A 22488-nucleotide genomic window follows, 5' to 3' on the forward strand; every position below is an offset into this window, starting at 1 on the left:
TGAGTGGTAACAATGAAGTTCCCTACACCTTTCTTCGTTAGTCTAGGGAATGACGAATTTGAAGCAAAAAAATGCCCCGCATTAGCGAGGCATTCAAAGCTTAGATTAACAATTCCTTTGGTTTAAAAACCAGAGAGATTATTGACCTTTAACTTCTTTAAGACCGTTGTAAGGAGCTTTAGAACCTAGAGCTTCTTCGATACGGATAAGTTGGTTGTACTTAGCAACACGGTCAGAACGGCTCATAGAACCAGTTTTGATTTGACCTGCAGCTGTACCTACCGCTAGATCAGCGATAGTTGCATCTTCAGTTTCGCCAGAACGGTGAGAGATTACTGCAGTGTAGCCAGCGTCTTTAGCCATCTTGATAGCAGCTAGAGTCTCTGTTAGAGAACCGATTTGGTTGAACTTGATAAGGATAGAGTTAGCTACGCCTTTCTCGATACCTTCAGCAAGAATCTTAGTGTTTGTAACGAAAAGATCGTCACCAACGATTTGAAGCTTGTCGCCTAGAAGTTCAGTTTGGTGCTTGAAGCCATCCCAATCTGACTCGTCAAGACCGTCTTCGATAGAAACGATTGGGAAGTTGTTAGCTAGTTCAGCTAGGTAGTGGTTGAACTCTTCAGAAGTGAAAGTTTTACCTTCGCCCTTCATGTTGTAGATGCCAGCTTCTTTGTCGAAGAACTCAGATGCTGCACAGTCCATAGCAAGAGTAACGTCTTTACCTAGTTCGTAACCAGCAGCTGCAACAGCTTCTGCGATAACTTCTAGAGCTTCAGCGTTAGATTTAAGGTTAGGAGCGAAACCACCTTCATCGCCAACTGCAGTGCTGTAGCCTTTAGACTTAAGAACTTTAGCTAGGTTGTGGAATACTTCAGCGCCGATACGCAGACCTTCTTTAAGAGTTTTAGCGCCAACTGGTTGGATCATGAACTCTTGGATGTCAACGTTGTTATCAGCGTGCTCGCCACCGTTGATGATGTTCATCATTGGTAGAGGCATAGAGAACTGACCAGCAGTACCGTTTAGCTCAGCAATGTGCTCGTATAGAGGCATGCCTTTCGCAGCAGCAGCAGCTTTTGCGTTAGCTAGAGAAACAGCAAGGATAGCGTTAGCGCCAAACTTAGACTTGTTCTCAGTACCGTCTAGATCAAGCATAACTTGGTCAACATCAGCTTGTGCTTTAGCGTCTTTACCAACTAGAGCGTCAGCGATTGGGCCGTTTACAGCTTCAATTGCTTTAAGAACACCTTTACCTAGGAAACGTGATTTGTCGCCGTCACGTAGCTCAAGAGCTTCGCGAGAACCAGTAGATGCGCCAGATGGAGCAGCAGCCATACCTACGAAACCGCCTTCTAGGTGTACTTCAGCTTCTACAGTTGGGTTACCACGTGAATCGATGATTTCACGACCTAGAACTTTAACGATCTTAGACATTGAATGTTTCCTTCTCGTTGAATATATAAATGTCAAATTTAAAGGTAGCAGCACAACTTACGCAGCTACCTGGATTCCTTTTTACTTTTCTAATTCGCCGCGCTGGAATTCGCCAGCCGCTTTAACGAAACCTGCAAACAATGGGTGACCATCGCGAGGTGTTGAAGTGAACTCTGGGTGGAACTGAGCAGCAACGAACCATGGGTGGTTCGGGTTCTCAATAACTTCAACCAGTTTCTTGTCCGCAGATAGACCCGATACTTTTAGGCCCGCTTTTTCGATTTGTGGACGAAGATTGTTGTTCACTTCGTAACGGTGACGGTGACGTTCATGGATCGTCGCGCTACCGTATAATTCGTAAGCTTTCGTCCCTTTCGCTAGGTGACAAAGCTGTGAACCAAGACGCATTGTGCCGCCTAGGTCAGATTTTTCAGTACGTTCTTCAACTTTACCTTCGCCGTCAATCCACTCAGTGATTAGGCCAACAACAGGGTATTTAGTTTCTTTGCAGAATTCAGAAGAGTGTGCACCTTCCATCTTCGCAACGTTACGAGCGTACTCAATAAGAGCAACTTGCATACCTAGACAGATACCTAAGTAAGGTACTTTGTTTTCACGAGCGTATTGTGCAGCAAGGATCTTACCTTCAACACCACGATCGCCAAAGCCACCAGGAACTAGGATTGCATCTAGGTCTTGTAGAATTTCTGTGCCTTTAGATTCAACATCTTGTGAATCTACATATTTAATTGTGACACTTAGGCGATTTTTCAAGCCTGCGTGTTTCAGCGCTTCATTTACTGATTTGTATGCGTCAGGCAGTTCAATGTACTTACCAACCATACCAATCGTCACTTCACCCGTTGGGTTAGCTTCTTCGTAAATTACTTGTTCCCACTCAGACAGATCAGCTTCTGGTGCATTGATACCGAAACGCGTACATACAAGATCATCAATGCCTTGAGCACGGATTAACTGTGGGATCTTGTAGATTGAATCTACGTCTTTCATAGAGATAACGGCTTTTTCTTGTACATTACAGAAAAGAGCAATTTTCTTACGTTCGTTTGCTGGGATAACACGATCTGAACGACAAACTAGGATGTCAGGCTGGATACCGATAGACAGCAGCTCTTTTACAGAGTGTTGCGTTGGCTTAGTTTTCACTTCACCCGCAGCTGCTAGGTATGGCACTAGAGTAAGGTGCATGAACATTGCGCGTTCACGGCCTAGTTCTACTGCTAGCTGACGAATCGCTTCCATGAATGGTAGAGATTCGATATCACCTACAGTACCACCAACTTCAACAAGCGCGATATCGTGGCCTTTAGCACCAGAGATTACGCGTTCTTTGATAGAGTTAGTAATGTGAGGAATAACCTGGATTGTTGCACCTAGGTAGTCACCACGACGTTCGTTACGTAGAACGTCAGCATAAACACGACCTGCTGTGAAGTTGTTACGCTTAGTCATCTTGGTGCGAATGAATCGCTCATAGTGACCAAGGTCAAGGTCTGTTTCAGCGCCATCTTCCGTAACGAACACTTCACCGTGTTGAGTCGGGCTCATAGTGCCTGGATCAACGTTGATGTAAGGGTCAAGCTTCATCATAGTCACTTTAAGACCACGAGCTTCTAAAATAGCCGCAAGAGATGCTGCAGCAATGCCTTTACCTAGAGAGGATACAACCCCGCCAGTAACAAAAATGTAATTTGTCGTCATGTTTAACCTGAAATTGGTTGAATGAGGGAAATGGATTACTTCTGGACGGGATGAAAATATACCAGAAGCCCCTTATCGCCACAACGTGAAATCTATCACACTGCAATTTTTTATTTTTTGCTTCAAATCAATTCATGATAAAAGCTTTGATGATCTTTTCTCCGCCACTTTGACTTCATCCCACATGGAATCAAGCTGTTGTAGAGAAAAGTCGGTCAAAATTTTATCTTGCTGACGAACTTTTTGTTCCACGCCTTTAAAGCGGCGTGAAAATTTCAGATTGGCTTTATTGAGAGCCGTTTCTGGATTTTTACCCAAATGTCGCACTAAATTGACCGTCGCAAACAATAAATCACCCAGTTCTTCTTCAACTAAATCTTCGTTTGGCGTTACTTGAAGCGCTTCTTCTAGCACCTCATCAACTTCCTCTAAAACCTTATCGGCGACTGGGCCAATAGAGTCCCAATCAAAGCCAAATTTCGCGACTTGCTTTTGAATTTTTGTAGCACGCGAAAGTGCAGGTAGAGAGTTTGGTATTGAGTCTAGAATACTTTCTTGAGTTTTGCCTGCCTGTGCTTTTTCTTTGGCTTTTTCAGCTTCCCAGTTAGCATTAATTTCTTCATCACTCGCAAATTCTGTATCAGAAAACACATGTGGATGACGGCGCGTCAGCTTCTCACTAATACCGTCGACCACATCAGAGAACTCAAACAAGCCCTGCTCTTTCGCCAGTTGGCTGTAGAAGATCACCTGAAACAACAAGTCGCCCAACTCTTCTTGTAGATTCGGCCAATCTTTGTTGTGAATCGCGTCCACCACCTCATACGTTTCTTCGATAGTATGCGGCACAATTGTTTCAAAATTTTGTTTCAAATCCCAAGGACAGCCACCTTCAGGATCGCGCAGCTTAGTCATAATCTGTTCAAGTTGTTCAATCGGGTGATTCATCGTTTTCTTCCTATTACTGTCTTTGATTTTTAAATTTATAACGTCTTCTAAAACTAAAAAGGTGAGCAGCCAAAACTACTCACCTTTGTTGATACTGTCTAATTCTCTAAATTACGCACCTTTCACTAAGCAGTTGTTACTTTAACAAGGCAACAAGCTTTCGCGATTCCTGAGCATAGCTCGCCTATGTGATGGAACAAGAAAGCGCAGTTAACGCAGTAAAAGTGACTAATGCAACGTGAAAGTTAGCCTAGACGTTTGACCGACATAACATCTTTGATTTGTTCTACTCGACTTGTCACGCGACTCAGAATCTCAATGTTGGTCACTTCCAAATCGAAATCCATCACCGACAACTGACGTTTATAGTCAATACGGCTCTTCATTGTCGTCACACTGACTTTTTCGTTCAAGAACAGGGATGTTATATCTTTCAACAAGCCGGTACGTTCCAGCGCCTCTACACGCAGCGTTAAGATATACGAGCCTACAAAACCATCGCCCCACACAGTATCGATGATACGTTCAGGAGCATGCAGATTAAGTTCACTCAACTGTTCGCAATCGCTGCGGTGTACTGAGATACCACGTCCTTGAGTAATGTATCCTTTGATCACATCGCCGGGAATAGGCTGACAACAACGAGCCAAGTGGGTCATTAGGTTATCGACACCTTCAACAACGACAGCATCCTTTTTCGGACGGCTCTGATGCGCTGGCTTATTGTCTGACTCAAGCAACTTCTCTAGCGCTTTCTTGTCTTCTTCTTCCGCCGTTGGCTTGTTGACCAAAGCATTGATGTGATTAACGACTTGGTTGATACGCAAATCACCGCTACCAATACCTGCATACAATTCATCTGGAGTGTTGACGTTGAATCGTTTCAGCGCGTATTGCTCAGCATCTTTCAGTGTTGCGCCGACTCTGCCTAGCTCTACTTCTAGAATATCTCGTCCGGCTTCGAGGTTTTTCTCACGACTCTGAGCGCGGAACCAGGCGTTAATTTTTGCACGAGCTCGACTTGAATGAACAAAGCCTGTGGTCGGATTCAACCAATCGCGTGAAGGGTTCGGTTCTTTTTGAGTGATGATCTCAACCTGATCGCCCATCGCCAATTTATGAGTAAACGGAACGATTCGACCTGCCACTTTGGCACCGATACAACGGTGTCCAACCATCGAGTGAATGTGGTAAGCAAAATCCAACGGTGTTGCACCCATTGGTAAATCGACCACATCACCGCGTGGCGTAAAGGCATAGACACGGTCATCAAAGACTTGGCTACGTACTTCATCCAGCATTTCGCCAGAGTCCGACATCTCTTCTTGCCAATCGATAAGCTTACGCAACCAGGTGATTTTCTCATCGTAGCCACTGCGTACGCCGCTAGATGCACCTTCTTTGTATTTCCAGTGCGCAGCAACGCCCAATTCAGAGTCTTCATGCATCTGCTTGGTACGAATCTGAATTTCAATGGTCTTGCCTTCAGGGCCAAGCACTACGGTATGAATCGACTGATAGCCATTCGGCTTAGGGTTCGCCACATAGTCATCAAATTCACTGGGTAGGTGTTTATATTTGGTGTGAACCACACCTAAGCCGGCATAACAGTCTTGCAGCTGGTCTGCGATAATACGCACCGCACGCACGTCAAAAAGCTCATCAAACTCTAAGCCTTTTTTCTGCATTTTACGCCAGATACTGTAGATGTGTTTTGGTCGACCGCTGACTTCAGCATTGATGCTTGAACGGTTCATTTCTGACGTGAGATCGTCAACAAAGTCGGTTATGTATTGTTCGCGCACAATACGACGCTCAGACAGCTGTTTAGCAATCTGCTTGTATGTTTCTGGTTGTTGGTAGCGGAAAGCGTAATCTTCAATTTCCCACTTTAGCTGACCAATACCTAAACGGTTTGCAAGAGGCGCATAGATGTTGGCACACTCTTTTGCTGCCGCACGGCGCACAGCATCAGGGGCCTTTTTCACTTCTATGAGGTTACAAATTCGCTCTGCTAGTTTGATGACTACGCAGCGGAAATCATCCACCATAGCAAGTAGCATTCGTCGAACATTATCGACTTGACCCGAGGCAGCACTGCCTTCAAGGGTCACATTTAGCTGGCCCAAAGCCGCCATTTCTTCCACGCCATCAATCAGCTTTACGGTTTCCTTGCCGTAACTTTCTTCAAACGCTTCACGCTCAAAAACACCGCTTGATACGACTGGGAAGAGTTGCGCCGCCACTAAGGTTGCGCGATCCATAGACAAGGTGACCAAGATTTCGATCATCTCGCGCCCACGCCAAAGCAGAAGTTCGCCTTGCTCGTGATCTTTTAATAACTCTTCACAGTGACGATAAACTTTAGTCAGTTTATTCGAGGTTTTTGCGTCTTGATTCAGTGACGCAATCCAATTATCTAGCTCAAACTGTTCGCTTGGGTTTAAATGTGCGCTTCGTACCGCAACCATCATGCCTTCCTAGTTATTATGTTTTATACCCAATTCAATATGACTAACTGGTTCCACGTTAGTTCGACTCATATTGATATCGGTGCAGGCAGCCCCGCACCTTTGTAATACATTTTTAAGCCTAATTTAAGGGCTTCTAAGCCTTGATAAAGAGAGCCATCGATTCGAGATGACTGGTATGAGGGAACATGTCCAACATGCCTAGCTTAGCCAATTGGTAACCTTGTTTTTCTAAGCTCTCTGAATCTCTAGCTAGAGTAGCAGGATTACACGAAACATAAACCACACGCTTCGCTCCTAACCCTGAAATTTGATCAACGATCCCACTCGCTCCTGCACGTGCTGGATCAAGTAAGATTTTATCAAATCTTTCTTTTGCCCAAGGTTGTGAAGACAGCTCTTCTTCAAGGTTCGCTTGGTAGAACTCTGTATTACTTAATTGATTCAAAATTGCGTTAGACGTTGCCTGCTGAACCATTTCATCGACACCTTCAACACCCACCACAAACGCAGATTGTTGTGCGATAGGTAGGCTGAAGTTCCCCAAACCACAAAACAAGTCGAGCACTCGCTCATCGGCTTGGGGTTCTAACCATTCAATCGCTTGAGTCACCATCTGTTGATTGACCTTTTGATTCACTTGGATGAAGTGGTTTGGCTCAAAAGGCAAGGTTACGCCGGTTTCGCTATAGCTTGGCGTATCACCCACCAAACGAATCAACTTGTCAGTTTCTGGCATAGAATACAGCGTAGTGCCTTCTGCCTGAGCCAACTCAATCAAAGATTGCTCATCTTTTTCAAGCAAAGGCTTAAGGTGACGTAGCACCATAACAGGGCCAGTATCCCCGATCACTAATTCAACGTGTCCTAAAGAAGTAAGGTTGCTGAAAGTATTCAGTAAATTTTTTAGCTTTGGCAGCAAGATATTGATACGAGGGTCAAGCACCGCACAATCGGTAATATTTTCAATCTGCTTACTTTGCTTTTTACGGAAACCAAATTGAAGCTGTTGTGTTTTTTTATCAACAAATAGGCTGATGCGCGCACGGCGGCGATAACCTGTTTCATCACCAATAATCGGTTCAACAACGTCTGTTTTATCTGTTTGATATTGGCTCATCAGGTGGTTCAAAGACTGCGCTTTATGTTCTACCTGAGAAGAGTAGCCAAGATGCTGGAGATGGCAGCCACCGCACTGATTAAAATGCTTACAGAAAGGCTTCAAACGCAGTTCGCTTGGCTCCAGTAATTTAATCAGTTTTGCTCGCGCATATTTACTCTTACTCTCGATGAGCTGAATAACAACCTGCTCACCCGGCAATGCACCATCAATAAAAACAGGCTTATTCTTTTGATAAGCAATCCCTGCCCCATTGTGATCCATTCGTTCAACCAAAACCGATTGATGCTTGGTCTCGAATTGAGTTTTCTTTTTTGGTTGAAAAAAACGTGCCATTGCTTGTGCCTAATGTATCTTTTAAGAAGTAATTTGTATCCAGGACTCACTATTATGTCTTGGAATCATTGTCGAACGTCACGGCTTTGATTAAGCTTACCGTTCACTTAACCGCCATTGTGCGCGTTATTTTCCCATATCCAGACCTCGATGTAATTAAAGAACATGACCAGATATGGCTTAAGAGCCCGTGTAATTACCTTAACTCTAGCTCCAACCCTAATTATTGGGCTGCTATTGAGTGCATTTTTTTCATTTAACCGCTATCAAGACCTTGAGGGTCAGGTGGTTAACACTGGTACTAGCATTATAGAACCGCTTGCGATTGCGAGCGCATCTGGCATGCAACTCGAAAGCCGAGAGTCCGTTCGCCAGCTCATCAGCTATGCACATCGAAAAAACTCTAACCTTGTGCGCAGTATCGCGGTGTTTGATGAACGCCATGAGTTGTTCGTAACCTCAAACTTCCACCCCGACTTTGAAAGCCTCACTTATCCCAAAGATAAGCCGATACCACATTTGAGCTCTTCGAACCTACTCGATAACACGCTGATTCTCAGGACGCCCATCATAGCTGAGGGGCAATACATCAACTCAGCCAACGGACAATCGCAAGCTAACCAAGCGATCGGCTATATCGCGATTGAGCTCGACCTATCTTCATTGCGATTACAGCAGTATCAAGAGGTGTTCTCTGCTTTCTTGGTGTTGATTCTGGGACTTGGTTTATCGGGCGTGTTTGCGTTCCGCTTAATGCACGATGTAACTCAACCGATCACGCACATGAAAAACATGGTTGACCGGATTCGACGTGGTCACCTCGATGTACGTATCGAAGGCAAGATGCATGGTGAGCTAGATTCACTGAAAAACGGTATCAACGCGATGGCGGTATCGCTGTCAGAGTATCACGTTGAGATGCAACACAGCATTGACCAAGCCACGTCTGATCTGCGTGAAACCCTAGAGCAATTAGAGATTCAAAACGTTGAGTTAGACATTGCGAAAAAACGCGCTCAAGAAGCAGCACGTGTTAAGTCTGAGTTCTTGGCTAACATGTCTCACGAATTGAGAACACCACTCAACGGTGTGATTGGCTTTACTCGTCAGATGCTTAAGACCCATCTATCGACCAGCCAAACAGACTACTTGCAAACCATTGAACGCTCTGCCAATAACCTACTTAGCATCATCAACGATATTCTTGATTTCTCGAAGTTGGAAGCCGGTAAATTAGCACTCGAAAACATTCCATTTGAATTCCAAGCCAGCCTTGAAGAAGTTGTAAACCTTCAAGCTACCAACGCCCACGAAAAAGGCCTAGAGCTGACACTTAAGATAGACCCGAAAGTGCCACCAGGCGTGGTTGGCGACCCATTACGTATTCAACAGATCCTAACCAACCTTGTTGGTAACTCAATCAAGTTTACCGAGCGTGGCAATATCGATATCAGTGTTGAACTTCGTTCTCAGACCGAAGACAATATCGAGCTTCAATTCATGGTTCGAGACACTGGCATTGGTATCTCAGAACGTCAACAAGCTCAGCTATTCCAAGCCTTCAGCCAAGCGGATGCGAGTATCTCTCGTCGCTATGGTGGTACCGGCCTTGGTCTCGTTATCACACAGAAATTGGTGAGCCAGATGGGCGGTGAGATCAGCCTAACCAGTCGCCTACACCAAGGTTCAACCTTCTGGTTTACTTTAAGGCTATCAACGACTGATATGCCAATGACCGAGCTTATCGAAACTCAATGTCTACAAGACAAACAGTTGTTGTTGATCGAGCCAAACATGCAAGCCGCATCAATCACTCAGCAGATCTTGACCCAAGAAGGGCTGGTCGTCACTTATCGTTCAGTGATGCCTGACGAAAGCACCTCTTATGACTACGTATTGCTTAACCTTGCCGCAAACCAAGAGTACCAACTTGATACCGTCAGTGGCTGGGCAATTGGTGCGAAGAAGATTGCCCAGAACGTAATTATTGGTACACCAAGTACTGAACTTGCATTAGGCGAGCAACTGATGAAAGAGGTCGATGTTCAATGCATTACCAAACCTCTCTCTCGTAAGAAGCTGCTGCAAACTCTGATCTCTAATCAAGCTCCAACCTTGATTGCTCCAGCGATTGAAACGCACTCAGAAGAAAAATTGCCGTTGACGGTACTGGCGGTAGACGATAACCCAGCCAACCTTAAGTTGATTACTGCGTTATTGAAAGAGCGAGTGGAAACCGTGATCAGCTGTACCAACGGTCAGCAGGCGATCGACAAAGCGACCACCACACCGTTTGATATCATCTTCATGGATATCCAAATGCCACAAATGGATGGTGTGACCGCTTGTCAGCACATTAAGAAGCTAGCTAACAACGCCAACACACCTATTATCGCGGTAACCGCACACGCCATGACGGGTGAACGAGATCGATTGCTAGCTGCGGGTATGGATGATTATCTGACCAAGCCTATCGAAGAACATGTCTTACAGCAGGTTCTACTCCACTGGAGTCCGGCTTCAGAGGTTGAGCATATCGATAAAATAGACCCTGAACACCCTGCCGTCGCAGTTGAGATCGATAGTAGCCAGCCGCAGGAAACGGAAGCGAACGTGCACAAAAACATCATCATTGATTGGCAGGCCGCAATGAAGCAAGCTGCTAACAAAGAGGATCTCGCACGCGATATGCTACGAATGTTAGTGGACTTTATTCCTGAGGTTTATGAAGCTGCAGAGAAAGCGATAGAAGACAACGACTTCCCTGTTGAAGAACTGATACATATCATCCACAAGATGCACGGTAGCAGCTCATACAGCGGCGTACCAAGGCTAAAATCGGTATGTGCGACGATAGAAAAAGAGTTGCGCTCAGGCACTTCCATTGAGGCCATTGAGCCAGAGCTGTTTGAATTACAGGATGAATTAGACAAAGTTCAGGCAACGGCGATCCATTACTTGCAGCCGATTAGCAGTTAAAAGTTAGCTGTTGCTAGTTGCTAGTTGCTAGTTGCTAGTAAACTGTAACGCGTTCAGATAATAAAAAAGCAGAGCCACGAGCTCTGCTTTTTTTAACTTGAATATTTGGTCAGTGTTAATCAATTCGTTCGGTGTCTAAACGCGTTCGTTGCCTAAACATGCTCGTAGTCTAAACACATGGTTCAGTCCCAAGTTTACGACTCAAGCAATACCGTCGCCACCGCGTAGTGCCGCTCATCGGAAATCGTCAGATGAATCGACTTTGTGCCATTCGCCAGTGCGATTTCCTGAGCTTTTTTATGCAAGCTCAAAACGGGCTTGCCATGCTCATCGTTCGATATTTCAAAATCGTGAAAGGTCACACCAAGAGCGATACCCGTGCCTAGCGCTTTAGATGCCGCTTCTTTAGCCGCAAAACGCTTCGCAAGATAACGCCCTTTTTGCTTGAGCTGCTGGAATACTTCAAATTCAGAATCCGTCAAAATACGTTGAGCGAAAGCCTCACCACTTCGTGACAGTGCTTTTTCTACACGTTCGATTTCTGCGATATCTGTACCTAATCCAACAACAGCCATGTTTACCTTACTATCAAACTTCGATTTATTGATTCTATTGGTTTTTGATTAACCACTTACTAGTAACTAGTTAGAAGTTAAGCGTTGTTACGTGCTGTTTCCATGATTGCTTTCATGTCTGCAACGGCTTTGTTCAAGCCATCAAACACTGCACGTCCCATGATCGAGTGACCGATGTTCAGCTCGTAGATCTCAGGAAGTGCCGCAATTGGTGCTACGTTGTGGTAAGTCAGGCCATGACCTGCATTGACTGTAATACCAAGATCATCTGCGTAGCTTGCGCCTGCAGCAATCTTTTTAAGCTCATCTTGCTGATCCTCTTCTGTTTTCGCATCAGCGTAATGACCAGTGTGAAGCTCAATGAAAGGCGCACCACATGCTTTTGATGCATCAATTTGCTCACGATCAGCATCGATAAACAGAGAGACCTTAATACCTGCAGCCGACAGTTTTTCGGTCGCCGCTTTGATCTTCTCTAGTTGACCGACAACATCCAAGCCACCTTCAGTGGTTAGCTCTTCACGCTTTTCAGGAACCAAGCAAACGAACTCAGGGTTGGTATCAAGTGCGATTTGAACCATTTCGTCCGTCACGGCCATCTCAAGATTCATACGAGTTTGGATAGTCTCAGCCAGAATACGTACATCACGGTCAACGATATGACGGCGATCTTCGCGCAGGTGAATCGTGATGCCGTCAGCGCCAGCACGTTCAGCAATCTCAGCTGCGTGTACTGGATCTGGATATTTAGTACCACGTGCATTACGTAGTGTTGCAATATGGTCGATATTAACGCCTAAAAGGATTGAGCTCATTTTCCAATACTCCGTGCTCTAGAGAGGGCTATTGTTGGCATAAATAGCTCTCTACTTTTTAATGGTTTGCCGCCAAGATACGGCTTTAAGGCTATGCGTGTAAAGCGTTTTGCCGCTTTTAACTGCTCTTTAGTGATAAACCTACGTTCACTGATTGCGATAAGTTCATCGCCCATAAAAGTCAGGTTATCTCGACGTACCGATGCGATAAAACCTTTCTGCTCTCGATAACGATAAGTCATGCTCGGATCAATCGGCTCACCGGTACCCGCACAGTGTAAAAAGTCGACGCCATACCCCATAGCGGAAAGTAGAGCCAATTCAAAACGACGTAGCGCTGGCTCAGGATTCTCATTATGAGCGAGTTCTGTTAAGGCATGAAGATAGTCGTGAAAAAATGCGGGCATGGCCACTTCGGCCATCAACACTCGCCCAACTAACTCATTGACGTACATGGCTGAATACAGATTGATCCCGGCAAGAGGAAGCCCCAAGCTGATGGGTTCAGCTTGGCGCAACGTTTTCATTGAACCATTACCGGACCACTTAAGCAGTAGAGGCGTAAAAGGTTGCAATGCACCTTTCAAATTAGAACGCTTACTCCGCGCACCTTTAGACATCAACGTCACCCGACCGTACTCTTCACTGAAGACGTCCAGAATCAGGCTCGACTCACTGTATGGTCGACGGTGCAACACAAAGCATCGCTGTAACCCTTCGCTCAATAACTTACCCTTCTTACAGATACAAAAAGAGAGAGTTCGCACTCTCTCTTGTATTTATATTCAATTCAACTTTCTTAATATCAGAAAGTGACGTTCAATATATTATAGATCGTCGATGTAGCCTAACGAGCGAAGTGCACGCTCATCGTCAGCCCAACCAGACTTAACTTTAACCCAAGTCTCTAGGTAAACCTTACGACCGAATAGTTCTTCCATATCGATACGAGCTTCACGACCAATTGTTTTGATCTTCTCGCCCGCTTTACCAATCACCATCTTCTTCTGACCAGTACGTTCAACAAGAATCAAAGCATTGATGTGGAAACCATCGTTATCTGGGTTGTAATCAAAACGCTCGATTTCAACCGTTACAGAGTAAGGTAGCTCTTCGCCTGTGAATCGCATCAGTTTTTCACGGATGATTTCAGAGGCCATAAAGCGCTGTGAGCGATCCGTTACGTACTCTTCAGGGAAGTGGTGCGTCGCTTTTGGTAAAGAGTTACGAACGTGCTTGCGCAGTACATCGATATTCTTACCTTGCTTCGCTGAAATTGGCACAACATCAAGGAAGTCCATCTTCTTAGACACTTCCATCATGTGTTGCATTACGTCGGTACGGTCTTGAACGTTGTCTACTTTGTTAATACAAAGGACAACTGGGAAATCTGTTTTTCTCAGCTTGTTCAATACCATTTCATCGTCGTCAGTCCAGTGAGTACCGTCAACAAGGAAAAATACTAGGTTCACATCGCTCAGTGAGCTGTTTGCCGCACGGTTCATCAAACGGTTGATTGCACGCTTTTCTTCGATGTGAAGTCCAGGAGTATCAACGTAGATCGCTTGGTAATCACCTTCAGTTTCTACGCCCATAATACGGTGACGTGTCGTCTGAGGTTTACGTGATGTGATCGAGATTTTCTGACCCAAAATATGGTTCAGAAGCGTCGATTTACCTACGTTTGGTCGACCCACGATAGCGATGAAGCCACAGTGTTGGTTTTCCGGTAGGCCCGTTTTTTTGCTATCAGATGAAAAGAATGCATCGATATCGAAATCTTGATTGTTATCAGACATTGCTTAGTTGCTCTAATGCTGTTTCAGCAGCCGCTTGTTCTGCCTTGCGGCGGCTAGTGCCTTTACCGATAACAGGTTTATCCACACCTGCCACTTCACACTCAACCGTAAACTCTTGGTTGTGTGCTTCACCTTTAATATTAGTCACTGTGTAGACAGGTAGGGGATTTCTTCGACCTTGTAAAAACTCTTGTAAACGAGTTTTCGGATCTTTTTGAGATACACCAGGCTGAATAGACTCTAGGCGAGATTGGTACCAGCTTAAAATAATGCGGCGAACAACCTCAGTATCACTATCTAAATAGACAGCACCGATGATCGCTTCTACTGCATCCGCTAGAATAGAATCACGACGGAAACCGCCACTCTTCAACTCACCTGGACCTAATTTTAAGTAATCTCCTAGTTCGAATTCACGACCTAGTTCTGCCAATGTATGACCACGTACTAATGTTGCGCGCATGCGGCTCATATCACCTTCGTTTACCTTAGGGAAACGGTGGTAAAGATCATCAGCGATAACAAAACTTAAAATTGAATCGCCCAGAAACTCAAGACGTTCGTTGTGTTTACCTGCGGCGCTGCGGTGAGTCAGCGCCAGATGGATAAGATCGGCATCATTAAACTGATAGCCAATCTTTCTCTCTAGTTTATCAATTGGAGAATTCATGCTCTCTCGATGTGTTATGTGATCGATTAGTGAATCCCACCGATGCGATTAAAACGCACACCAGTAGGAATCCATGTTGGAAGTACACTGTCTGAACCACGTTCGAATTCGAAGCTGATCCAAATAGCAACAGCCTTACCAACAAGGTTTGCTTCAGGGACAAAGCCCCAGTAACGGCTATCAGCACTGTTGTCACGGTTATCACCCATCACAAAGTATTGGCCTTCTGGAACGATCCACTCGTTAACACCATTGCGAGGTTGATATGCTTGCACACGATCACGGCGTAATGGGTTAACTAAAATTTGGTGCTCTACATCTCCAAGCTGTTCGTTCAGCTGAATCAGAGGCACACCATCTTGAATAAATTGGCTTTCTTCAACATTACTTAGTTTCACTGGTTCACAGCTACTTGTACCCTTCGCTTGAATGCAGACCTCTTTGCGGCTGCTGTAGCGAATTGTGTCGCCAGGCATACCAACAACACGTTTGATGTAGTCGATATTCGGCTGAGGTGGGTACTTAAATACGATTGAATCACCACGCTCTGGCTTGCCAGTTTCGACCAGTTGAGTGCGCCATACCGGGTCTTTAAGACCGTACGCGTACTTCTCTACTAAGATGAAATCACCAACCAAAAGAGTTGGCATCATCGAACCAGATGGGATTTGAAACGGTTCATAAATAAATGAACGCAAAACCAAAACAAATGCAATTACAGGGAAAATGGACACACTGTTCTCAACCCACCAAGGCTGAGCCGTAACTTTTGCGCTGGTTTCAGCGTCTAGGCCATTCGATTGTGCTTCAACGTCAGCCAGTTTTTGTTGGCGCTTCTTCGCCCACACAAACTTTTCCAACGCCCATACAATGCCGGTCACTAGAGTTACGATCACTAAGATAAGCGAAAATGTATTAGCCATTGATATCCCTTAAATTTCATTTCTTTAAAAATAACGAAAGTGAAAGAGTAGCGAGCTACTCTTTCACTTTCAATTATTCGTTTAACGCTGGATAAAGTTAATCTTTACCAACATGAAGAATCGCTAAGAATGCTTCTTGAGGCAGTTCAACGTTACCGATCTGCTTCATACGCTTCTTACCTTCTTTTTGTTTCTTAAGAAGTTTCTTCTTACGACTGATATCACCACCGTAACATTTTGCGATTACGTTCTTACGCAGTTGTTTCACTGTAGAACGAGCAATGATGTGGTTACCAATCGCTGCTTGAATCGCGATATCAAACATTTGACGAGGGATGAACTCTTTCATCTTCTCAACCAATAGACGACCACGAGACTGTGCAATATCTTTGTGCGTAATGATAGCCAGTGCGTCAACCGTTTCGCCATTAAGCAATACGTCTACACGAACCATATTCGACATTTCAAAACGTTGGAAGTTGTAATCCAGTGACGCATAGCCACGAGATGTTGATTTCAAACGGTCGAAGAAGTCTAGAACTACTTCTGCCATTGGCAGGTCGTAAGTCACAGCAACTTGCTTACCGTGATAAACCATATCAACTTGAACACCACGTTTTTCTACACATAAGGTAATTACGTTACCTAGGTAGTCAGACGGTACAAGGATATTACAACGAGCGATAGGCTCACGAATTTCTTCTACATCATTAGTCGCAGGCAGTTTAGCCGGGCTATCAACGTAAAGAATGCTGCCATCCGTTTTTACAACTTCGTACACTACGGTTGGTGCCGTTGTGATTAGGTCTAGATCGTATTCACGCTCTAAACGCTCTTGGATGATCTCCATGTGAAGCATTCCTAAGAAGCCACAACGGAAACCAAAGCCAAGTGCTGCTGAACTTTCTGGTTCGTAGAACAGTGATGCATCGTTCAGGCTTAGTTTGCCTAGTGCGTCACGGAAGTTTTCGTAGTCATCAGACGATACTGGGAATAGACCTGCGTATACCTGAGGCTTCACTTTTTGGAAACCAGGTAGACGTTCTGTGCTGCCGCCTTTTGCAAGCGTCAACGTATCACCAACAGGTGCGCCAAGGATGTCTTTAATACCACAAACAACCCAACCAACTTCGCCCGTATTTAGCTCAGTTGTGTCGATTTGCTTAGGTGTGAAGATACCTAGACGGTCAACACCCCAAACTTGGTCTGTCGACATTACTTTAATCTTGTCGTTCTTCTTCAACTTACCGTTCTTGATACGAACCAAAGAAACAACACCTAAGTAGTTATCGAACCAAGAGTCGATGATCAGCGCTTGTAGTGGCGCTTCTGGATCACCTTCCGGTGGTGGAATAGCAGTTACGATGTTTTCAAGAACGTCGTCAACACCGATACCGGTTTTTGCAGAACAACGAGTCGCTTCCATCGCATCGATACCAACGATCTCTTCAATTTCTTCAGCAACACGTTCAGGTTCAGCAGCAGGTAAGTCAATCTTGTTCAAGATTGGCACTACTTCCAGTTCCATTTCGATCGCGGTGTAACAGTTTGCTAGAGTTTGTGCTTCAACACCTTGACCAGCATCCACAACCAATAGCGCGCCTTCACAAGCTGCTAGAGAACGAGATACTTCGTAAGAGAAATCTACGTGTCCTGGAGTGTCGATAAAGTTAAGTTGGTAAGTTTCACCATCTTTCGCTTTGTAATCTAAAGTCACACTCTGCGCTTTAATTGTAATACCACGCTCGCGTTCTATATCCATAGAATCGAGGACTTGAGCTGCCATCTCACGTTCACTTAACCCTCCACAAACTTGGATTAAGCGGTCAGAAAGGGTCGACTTACCGTGGTCGATGTGGGCGATAATCGAAAAATTACGAATGTGCTTCATAGGCTTGGTGTGACTAAACTCTTTGAATAGGGATAATAAGAAAGCCGCGACGCGTCCAATCTACAGTCAGCATTGGTGGCGGCATTTCAATCAAGTTGGCAGATTCTACCCAATTTAAGGGCAAGAAGCATCATAAATTAGACGAGAGGCTCGCCAAGGATTCGAATCAAGACGACTTCTTGCTTGGATTTGTCTTCCATAGGTTTGGCTAACCGCTTCGCTAAGGCAATACCACCAGCAGTAAACAGCGCAGCAGTTAAGATAACAATGCCCTCGCCCCCTTGGAGTAAGGGTTGCAATAAGAGTTGTCCAAAACCAGCACCAATCATCAACATGAAAAGTGGAATGAGGTAAACAATCGCCGCCGACTGAAGTAGGCTTTTTTCTGGAAAGCCAATTTCTACGATTTGTCCTGCTTTAACTAAACTTTTGGTTTTAAGCTGCCAAAACAAAGATTTATTGCCGACAGCTTTAGTGACAATACCGGTTCCACAGCTTTTTTGAGAGGAACAGCTACTGCAACTGGTTTGTTGTTCGCAGCTCAGATGAACAAAAAATTGCTTACCTTTTTGTTCGACTGAGCTGACGGTAGCAAGCGCGGTCATCATTGTGCTGGAACCGAATTAGCAAACTTGATCGATTGAGCAATGCGCTTAGCGGTTGCTGGCGGAATGTCACCCACAACAGAGATCTCGCGGTTTCCATTCACTAAACTATGTAACGTTCTGCGTCCTTGACGCACCAACTGACCTTTCAATGAATGTTCATCTTTATCGGCAACATACACCGAAAAACTGAATAGCCCATCACTGAACAGTTGGCTCTCAACCATTTTATTGGTTGCCGCCATTGGATAACGACTGAGTTCTTTTGACTTAAAACCTTCCGGAATCCAAGACACTTCCCAGTTCGTTTCACTCACTAAGCCTTCAGGTAATGACAATACTTTCGGCAGTTGAGCGCTATTCAAGCCCCCCATCGCCTCTGCAATTTTGTCATTCACCACGTAAGAAATAGTGCGGTACTGTTCGAGGACTTCACCGTCACGATCAAGAAGGTCGGCACGTAACGGAAGACTGGTTTTTTCATCAACCCATACGACATAAGAATAGCGAAGCCCATCTTTCGGAACCACTCGCAATACTTGTGTGGTACTTCCAGCTTCACGAGCTCGACCAACTTTAACGAAATCGTAGTAGTCGTTGAGCGCGTCAATATCTCGGTTAATCATAGGAATGACAGGTGCAACCATACTGCCAGACTGGATAGTGAATGGTTCTGTACCCGGTTCTATATAGCTAACTTCGTTGCCACGTCGAATGACTTCGCGAACAGGGCCGCTTAAGTAAACAAGGTGTGCTAGTTGTTGGTCGTCGTTAACTGCATGACGATAAAGCAGAGGTTCAATACTGCTCTTCTTTATCAAAATATAGGAGAGTTCGTAATTTAGATGCTGACTGGCCTCGTTCATTTGATGCAATAACGCCTTTGCAGTAATTTCCTCTGCAAAGGCCGTTGGAGACATCAAGCTGAACAGTGTCAGTGCACTGACCAGGATTTTCTTCATTCAATGTCCGATTCTAGATGTGCATCTTGCATTGGCGATGCATCACTGTTTAATCTTAGCTGTAACTCATAATCTTCTAACAATGCATGAACGCGTTTGCGCTGCTCTTGCAAGTTAGCTTCAGATGCTGGTTTCTCAACAGAGTCACGCGTTAAGCTTACTGGTTCAGCAGAACCCGCAAACGGAATCGTCTGGAGTACTGGCAGCTGTTCTGGTGCTGCTGGGTCACTGCCACCATATTGTTGAACACCTAACACAACCGCTAGAGAAACACAGGCTGCAACAGCAACTTGTCCAAACTGTTGTAACCAAGCAGGAAGCTGGCGCTTCGCTTGCTGAGGTTTCGGTTGTTCTTCAATTGGAGCAACAACAGGTTCTACATTCACTTGGTGCAAGTTCGACATTGAACCGTGTGCTGGCTCGCTTTCAAGCGCAGCGGCAACACTGTTAGCAATGTTCCAACCTTGACTTTCTGGCGCATCCCCACGCATTACATCACCAATTAAATGGTAATTCTGCCAGGTATCCATGCTTTCTTGATCAGACTCCAACTCTGCAATCAGAGCTTTGTCGATCATTTCTCCATCCATGAGTGTCGAAAGCTTTTCTTTATCAGCCATTATTTTCACCATAATTATTACAAGTTCTAGCGTTGTAAAAGAGGTTTAATTTTCTTTTCCACTGCTTCACGAGCTCGGAAAATACGCGAACGTACGGTTCCTACAGGGCAATCCATTACTTCTGCAATCTCTTCGTAGCTCAAACCTTCGAGCTCACGCAGCGTCATTGCAGTTTTTAAGTCTTCTGGTAACGCTTCAATCGCACCAAAAACGACCTGTTTCAATTCTTTGGACAGCGTTAAGTTCTCAGGGTTCGATATTTCTTTTAACGCGCTGCCTGTTTCGTAATATTCTGCATCTTCTGCATCAACATCTGTTGCTGGCGGCCTACGGCTCTGAGCAACAATATGATTTTTAGCGGTGTTCACGGCAATTCGGTACAACCATGTATAGAAAGCACTTTCGCCACGAAAATTAGGTATCGCGCGGTAAGCTTTAATAAAAGCTTCTTGTGCTACATCAGGTACATCACCAGAATTATTCACGTATCGAGAGATAAGGTTACAAACTTTATTTTGGTACTTAACCACTAGTAAGTTAAATGCCTGCTTATCTCCACTCTGCACTCGCTCAATCAACACTTGATCGGTTAGCTGCTCGTTCATTCGAGCGGGTACTCCTATTGTTATAACCCTTACCTTCGCAGATATGGGTACTAATTATGCGAAATGTAGTATTGACACCACCGTCTACAAGAGCACTATTGTGACTAAGCCAAATACTGAAAGTTCCAACTTTCTTAAAATTATTTGCCATTATTGTTTCACAATGTGATGTAATAAAAATAGCTATCCCTATTAATTTGGGGAAACTTGAGCAAAAGCAATGGTATTGAGCAATTAAATATTTCTAGATAGCTGTCTATATCTTGATTTTGCATAGCGTTTTAGGATGGCACTCCGGGGATTATAACAGTCTTACCCCAACTCCTAAAACAAGACAGAGTCAATTGAGAGTGGACAACTCTACTATAGCCCGGGATTTAATAAGTTTTATGAACGCAAACCGTGAACATCAGTGTGATGTATTAGTGGTAGGAAGTGGTGCGGCAGGCTTGTCATTAGCCTTACGTGTAGCAGAACATGCAAAAGTAATTGTATTAAGCAAAGGACCACGTAGCGAAGGATCGACGTATTACGCACAAGGTGGTATTGCCGCGGTATTCGATGAATCAGACAGTATTGAGTCTCACGTAGAAGATACTCAAATTGCTGGTGCTGGGCTATGTGAAGAAGATACAGTTCAATTCATTGCTGAAAATGCAAAAGAGTGTGTGCAGTGGCTAATTGATGGCGGTGTTCCATTTGATAAAGATGAGAACAGCACCGAAGGCCAACCTAAATATCACCTCACTCGTGAAGGTGGGCACAGCCACCGCAGAATTTTGCACGCTGCCGATGCAACTGGCATGGCGATGCAAACCTCACTACAAGACAACGTCAATAATCACCCCAACATCGAGATCTTTGAGCGTCACAATGCGCTTGATTTGATCACTGAAGATAAAGTTGGTGGTTCAAAAGACAAGGTTATCGGTGCCTACATCTGGAACCGTAACCAAGAACACGTAGAAACCGTACGTGCTAAATTTGTGGTACTAGCAACTGGCGGCGCTTCCAAAGTTTATCAATACACTTCAAACCCTGATGTCTCTTCAGGTGATGGTATTGCTATCGCTTGGCGTGCAGGTTGTCGTGTCGCAAACCTCGAATTCAACCAATTCCACCCAACATGTCTATTCCACCCAGAAGCGCGTAACTTCCTTCTGACGGAAGCATTGCGTGGTGAAGGCGCTTATTTACGTCGCCCTGATGGTTCAAGATTCATGAAAGACTTCGACGAGCGTGGTGAACTGGCTCCTCGTGATGTGGTTGCTCGCGCAATTGACTTCGAAATGAAGCGTTTAGGCGCAGACTGTATGTATGTAGACATCAGCCACAAGCCTGAAGAGTTCATTACAACGCATTTCCCAATGATCCACACGCGTTTGATGGATTTGGGTATCGACATGACCAAAGAGCCGATCCCTATCGTACCGGCTGCGCACTACACTTGTGGTGGCGTTATGGTTAACCAACAAGGTCAAACCGATCTCACTAACTTGTATGCGATTGGTGAAGTCAGCTACACGGGCCTGCATGGTGCGAACCGTATGGCTTCGAACTCACTACTTGAGTGTGTGGTGTATGCTTGGTCAGCGGCAAAAGATATTGTTGAGAACATCGACCAATCTCAACTGTGTGCAGAACTTCCAGCGTGGGATGAAAGCCAAGTCACTAACAGTGATGAAGAGGTGATCATTCAACATAACTGGCACGAACTGCGCCTGTTTATGTGGGATTACATGGGGATCGTTCGAACTGATAAGCGCCTAGAACGTGCATTGCGCCGTATTCAGATGCTGCAACAGGAAACACACGAGTATTACAGCTACTTTAAGGTTTCGAACAATCTGCTTGAACTGCGTAACTTATTACAAGTAGCTGAATTGATGGTGCGTTGTGCGATGCAGCGTAAAGAGAGCCGAGGCCTACACTATACGCTGGATTACCCAGAGCTTGCAGAAGACAGCGGCCCAACCATTCTCACACCAGAGAGAAACCAATCATAAACAT

Annotated in this window: 18 protein-coding genes; 2 read left to right on the plus strand and 16 right to left on the minus strand. The window is 44.9% G+C overall.

Translation table 11 applies throughout. The features are described 5' to 3' along the window. Positions 1 to 138 precede the first annotated feature (138 nt). The 5 genes from eno to rlmD form a co-directional block, all read right to left on the minus strand. Positions 139 to 1437, minus strand: coding sequence for a phosphopyruvate hydratase (eno, locus tag IHV80_RS13765; RefSeq protein WP_192889408.1), 1299 nt, complete (start codon positions 1435 to 1437; stop codon positions 139 to 141). Positions 1438 to 1518: 81 nt separating this feature from the next. Further along, positions 1519 to 3159 (minus strand): CTP synthase, encoded by a 1641-nt coding sequence (locus tag IHV80_RS13770; protein WP_017108150.1) that lies wholly within the window; start codon positions 3157 to 3159, stop codon positions 1519 to 1521. Positions 3160 to 3291: 132 nt separating this feature from the next. Next, positions 3292 to 4107, minus strand: a complete 816-nt coding sequence (gene mazG / locus IHV80_RS13775; protein ID WP_192889409.1) for a nucleoside triphosphate pyrophosphohydrolase — start codon at positions 4105 to 4107, stop codon at positions 3292 to 3294. 245 nt (positions 4108 to 4352) lie between these two features. Further along, a complete protein-coding gene (relA, locus tag IHV80_RS13780) occupies positions 4353 to 6578 on the minus strand; it encodes a GTP diphosphokinase (protein WP_192889410.1) in 2226 nt (741 codons plus the stop codon). A gap of 136 nt (positions 6579 to 6714) precedes the next feature. Further along, positions 6715 to 8034 (minus strand): 23S rRNA (uracil(1939)-C(5))-methyltransferase RlmD, encoded by a 1320-nt coding sequence (gene rlmD / locus IHV80_RS13785; protein WP_192889411.1) that lies wholly within the window; start codon positions 8032 to 8034, stop codon positions 6715 to 6717. A 165-nt stretch (positions 8035 to 8199) separates the two neighbouring features. Between rlmD and barA the strand changes: the two genes are divergently transcribed. Further along, complete coding sequence (gene barA / locus IHV80_RS13790; RefSeq protein WP_102436054.1) at positions 8200 to 11013, plus strand: two-component sensor histidine kinase BarA; 2814 nt, start codon at positions 8200 to 8202, stop codon at positions 11011 to 11013. 194 nt (positions 11014 to 11207) lie between these two features. Here barA and acpS read toward each other — a convergent pair whose 3' ends face one another. From acpS to rpoE, 11 genes are all read right to left on the minus strand, one after another. Further along, positions 11208 to 11588, minus strand: coding sequence for a holo-ACP synthase (acpS, locus tag IHV80_RS13795; RefSeq protein WP_017108688.1), 381 nt, complete (start codon positions 11586 to 11588; stop codon positions 11208 to 11210). A 77-nt stretch (positions 11589 to 11665) separates the two neighbouring features. Then, the gene (pdxJ, locus tag IHV80_RS13800) at positions 11666 to 12403 is read right to left on the minus strand and encodes a pyridoxine 5'-phosphate synthase (RefSeq protein ID WP_192889412.1); all 738 of its coding nucleotides are present in this window, start codon (positions 12401 to 12403) and stop codon (positions 11666 to 11668) included. Next, complete coding sequence (recO, locus tag IHV80_RS13805; protein ID WP_017108686.1) at positions 12400 to 13128, minus strand: DNA repair protein RecO; 729 nt, start codon at positions 13126 to 13128, stop codon at positions 12400 to 12402. Before recO ends, pdxJ begins: the two co-directional genes overlap by 4 nt. 102 nt (positions 13129 to 13230) lie before the next feature. Next, on the minus strand, positions 13231 to 14202 hold the full coding sequence (gene era / locus IHV80_RS13810; RefSeq protein WP_004735384.1) for a GTPase Era: 972 nt from the start codon (positions 14200 to 14202) through the stop codon (positions 13231 to 13233). Beyond that, a complete protein-coding gene (gene rnc, locus IHV80_RS13815; RefSeq protein WP_004735383.1) occupies positions 14195 to 14872 on the minus strand; it encodes a ribonuclease III in 678 nt (225 codons plus the stop codon). The genes era and rnc overlap by 8 nt, the downstream gene beginning before the upstream one ends. Before the next feature lie 26 nt (positions 14873 to 14898). Continuing rightward, positions 14899 to 15795, minus strand: a complete 897-nt coding sequence (gene lepB, locus IHV80_RS13820; protein ID WP_192889413.1) for a signal peptidase I — start codon at positions 15793 to 15795, stop codon at positions 14899 to 14901. Between the two features lie 97 nt (positions 15796 to 15892). Beyond that, positions 15893 to 17686 carry a translation elongation factor 4 gene (lepA, locus tag IHV80_RS13825; protein WP_102361365.1) on the minus strand — a complete coding sequence of 598 codons (1794 nt, stop codon included), beginning with the start codon at positions 17684 to 17686 and terminating at the stop codon, positions 15893 to 15895. 137 nt (positions 17687 to 17823) lie between these two features. Then, positions 17824 to 18294: a SoxR reducing system RseC family protein gene (locus IHV80_RS13830; RefSeq protein WP_192889414.1), complete on the minus strand. Its 471-nt coding sequence runs from the start codon at positions 18292 to 18294 to the stop codon at positions 17824 to 17826. Then, positions 18291 to 19253 (minus strand): sigma-E factor regulatory protein RseB, encoded by a 963-nt coding sequence (gene rseB / locus IHV80_RS13835; RefSeq protein ID WP_192889415.1) that lies wholly within the window; start codon positions 19251 to 19253, stop codon positions 18291 to 18293. The genes IHV80_RS13830 and rseB overlap by 4 nt, the downstream gene beginning before the upstream one ends. Next, the gene (locus IHV80_RS13840) at positions 19250 to 19873 is read right to left on the minus strand and encodes a sigma-E factor negative regulatory protein (RefSeq protein ID WP_029223232.1); all 624 of its coding nucleotides are present in this window, start codon (positions 19871 to 19873) and stop codon (positions 19250 to 19252) included. The genes rseB and IHV80_RS13840 overlap by 4 nt, the downstream gene beginning before the upstream one ends. Before the next feature lie 26 nt (positions 19874 to 19899). Continuing rightward, positions 19900 to 20478, minus strand: coding sequence for an RNA polymerase sigma factor RpoE (gene rpoE / locus IHV80_RS13845; RefSeq protein WP_008223963.1), 579 nt, complete (start codon positions 20476 to 20478; stop codon positions 19900 to 19902). Positions 20479 to 20867: 389 nt separating this feature from the next. On the opposite strand from rpoE, the gene nadB reads away from it, so the two are divergent. Beyond that, positions 20868 to 22484 (plus strand): L-aspartate oxidase, encoded by a 1617-nt coding sequence (nadB, locus tag IHV80_RS13850; protein ID WP_192889416.1) that lies wholly within the window; start codon positions 20868 to 20870, stop codon positions 22482 to 22484. Positions 22485 to 22488 lie beyond the last annotated feature (4 nt).

This window comes from Vibrio bathopelagicus, from assembly GCF_014879975.1.
Taxonomy (GTDB): Bacteria; Pseudomonadota; Gammaproteobacteria; order Enterobacterales; family Vibrionaceae; genus Vibrio; species Vibrio bathopelagicus.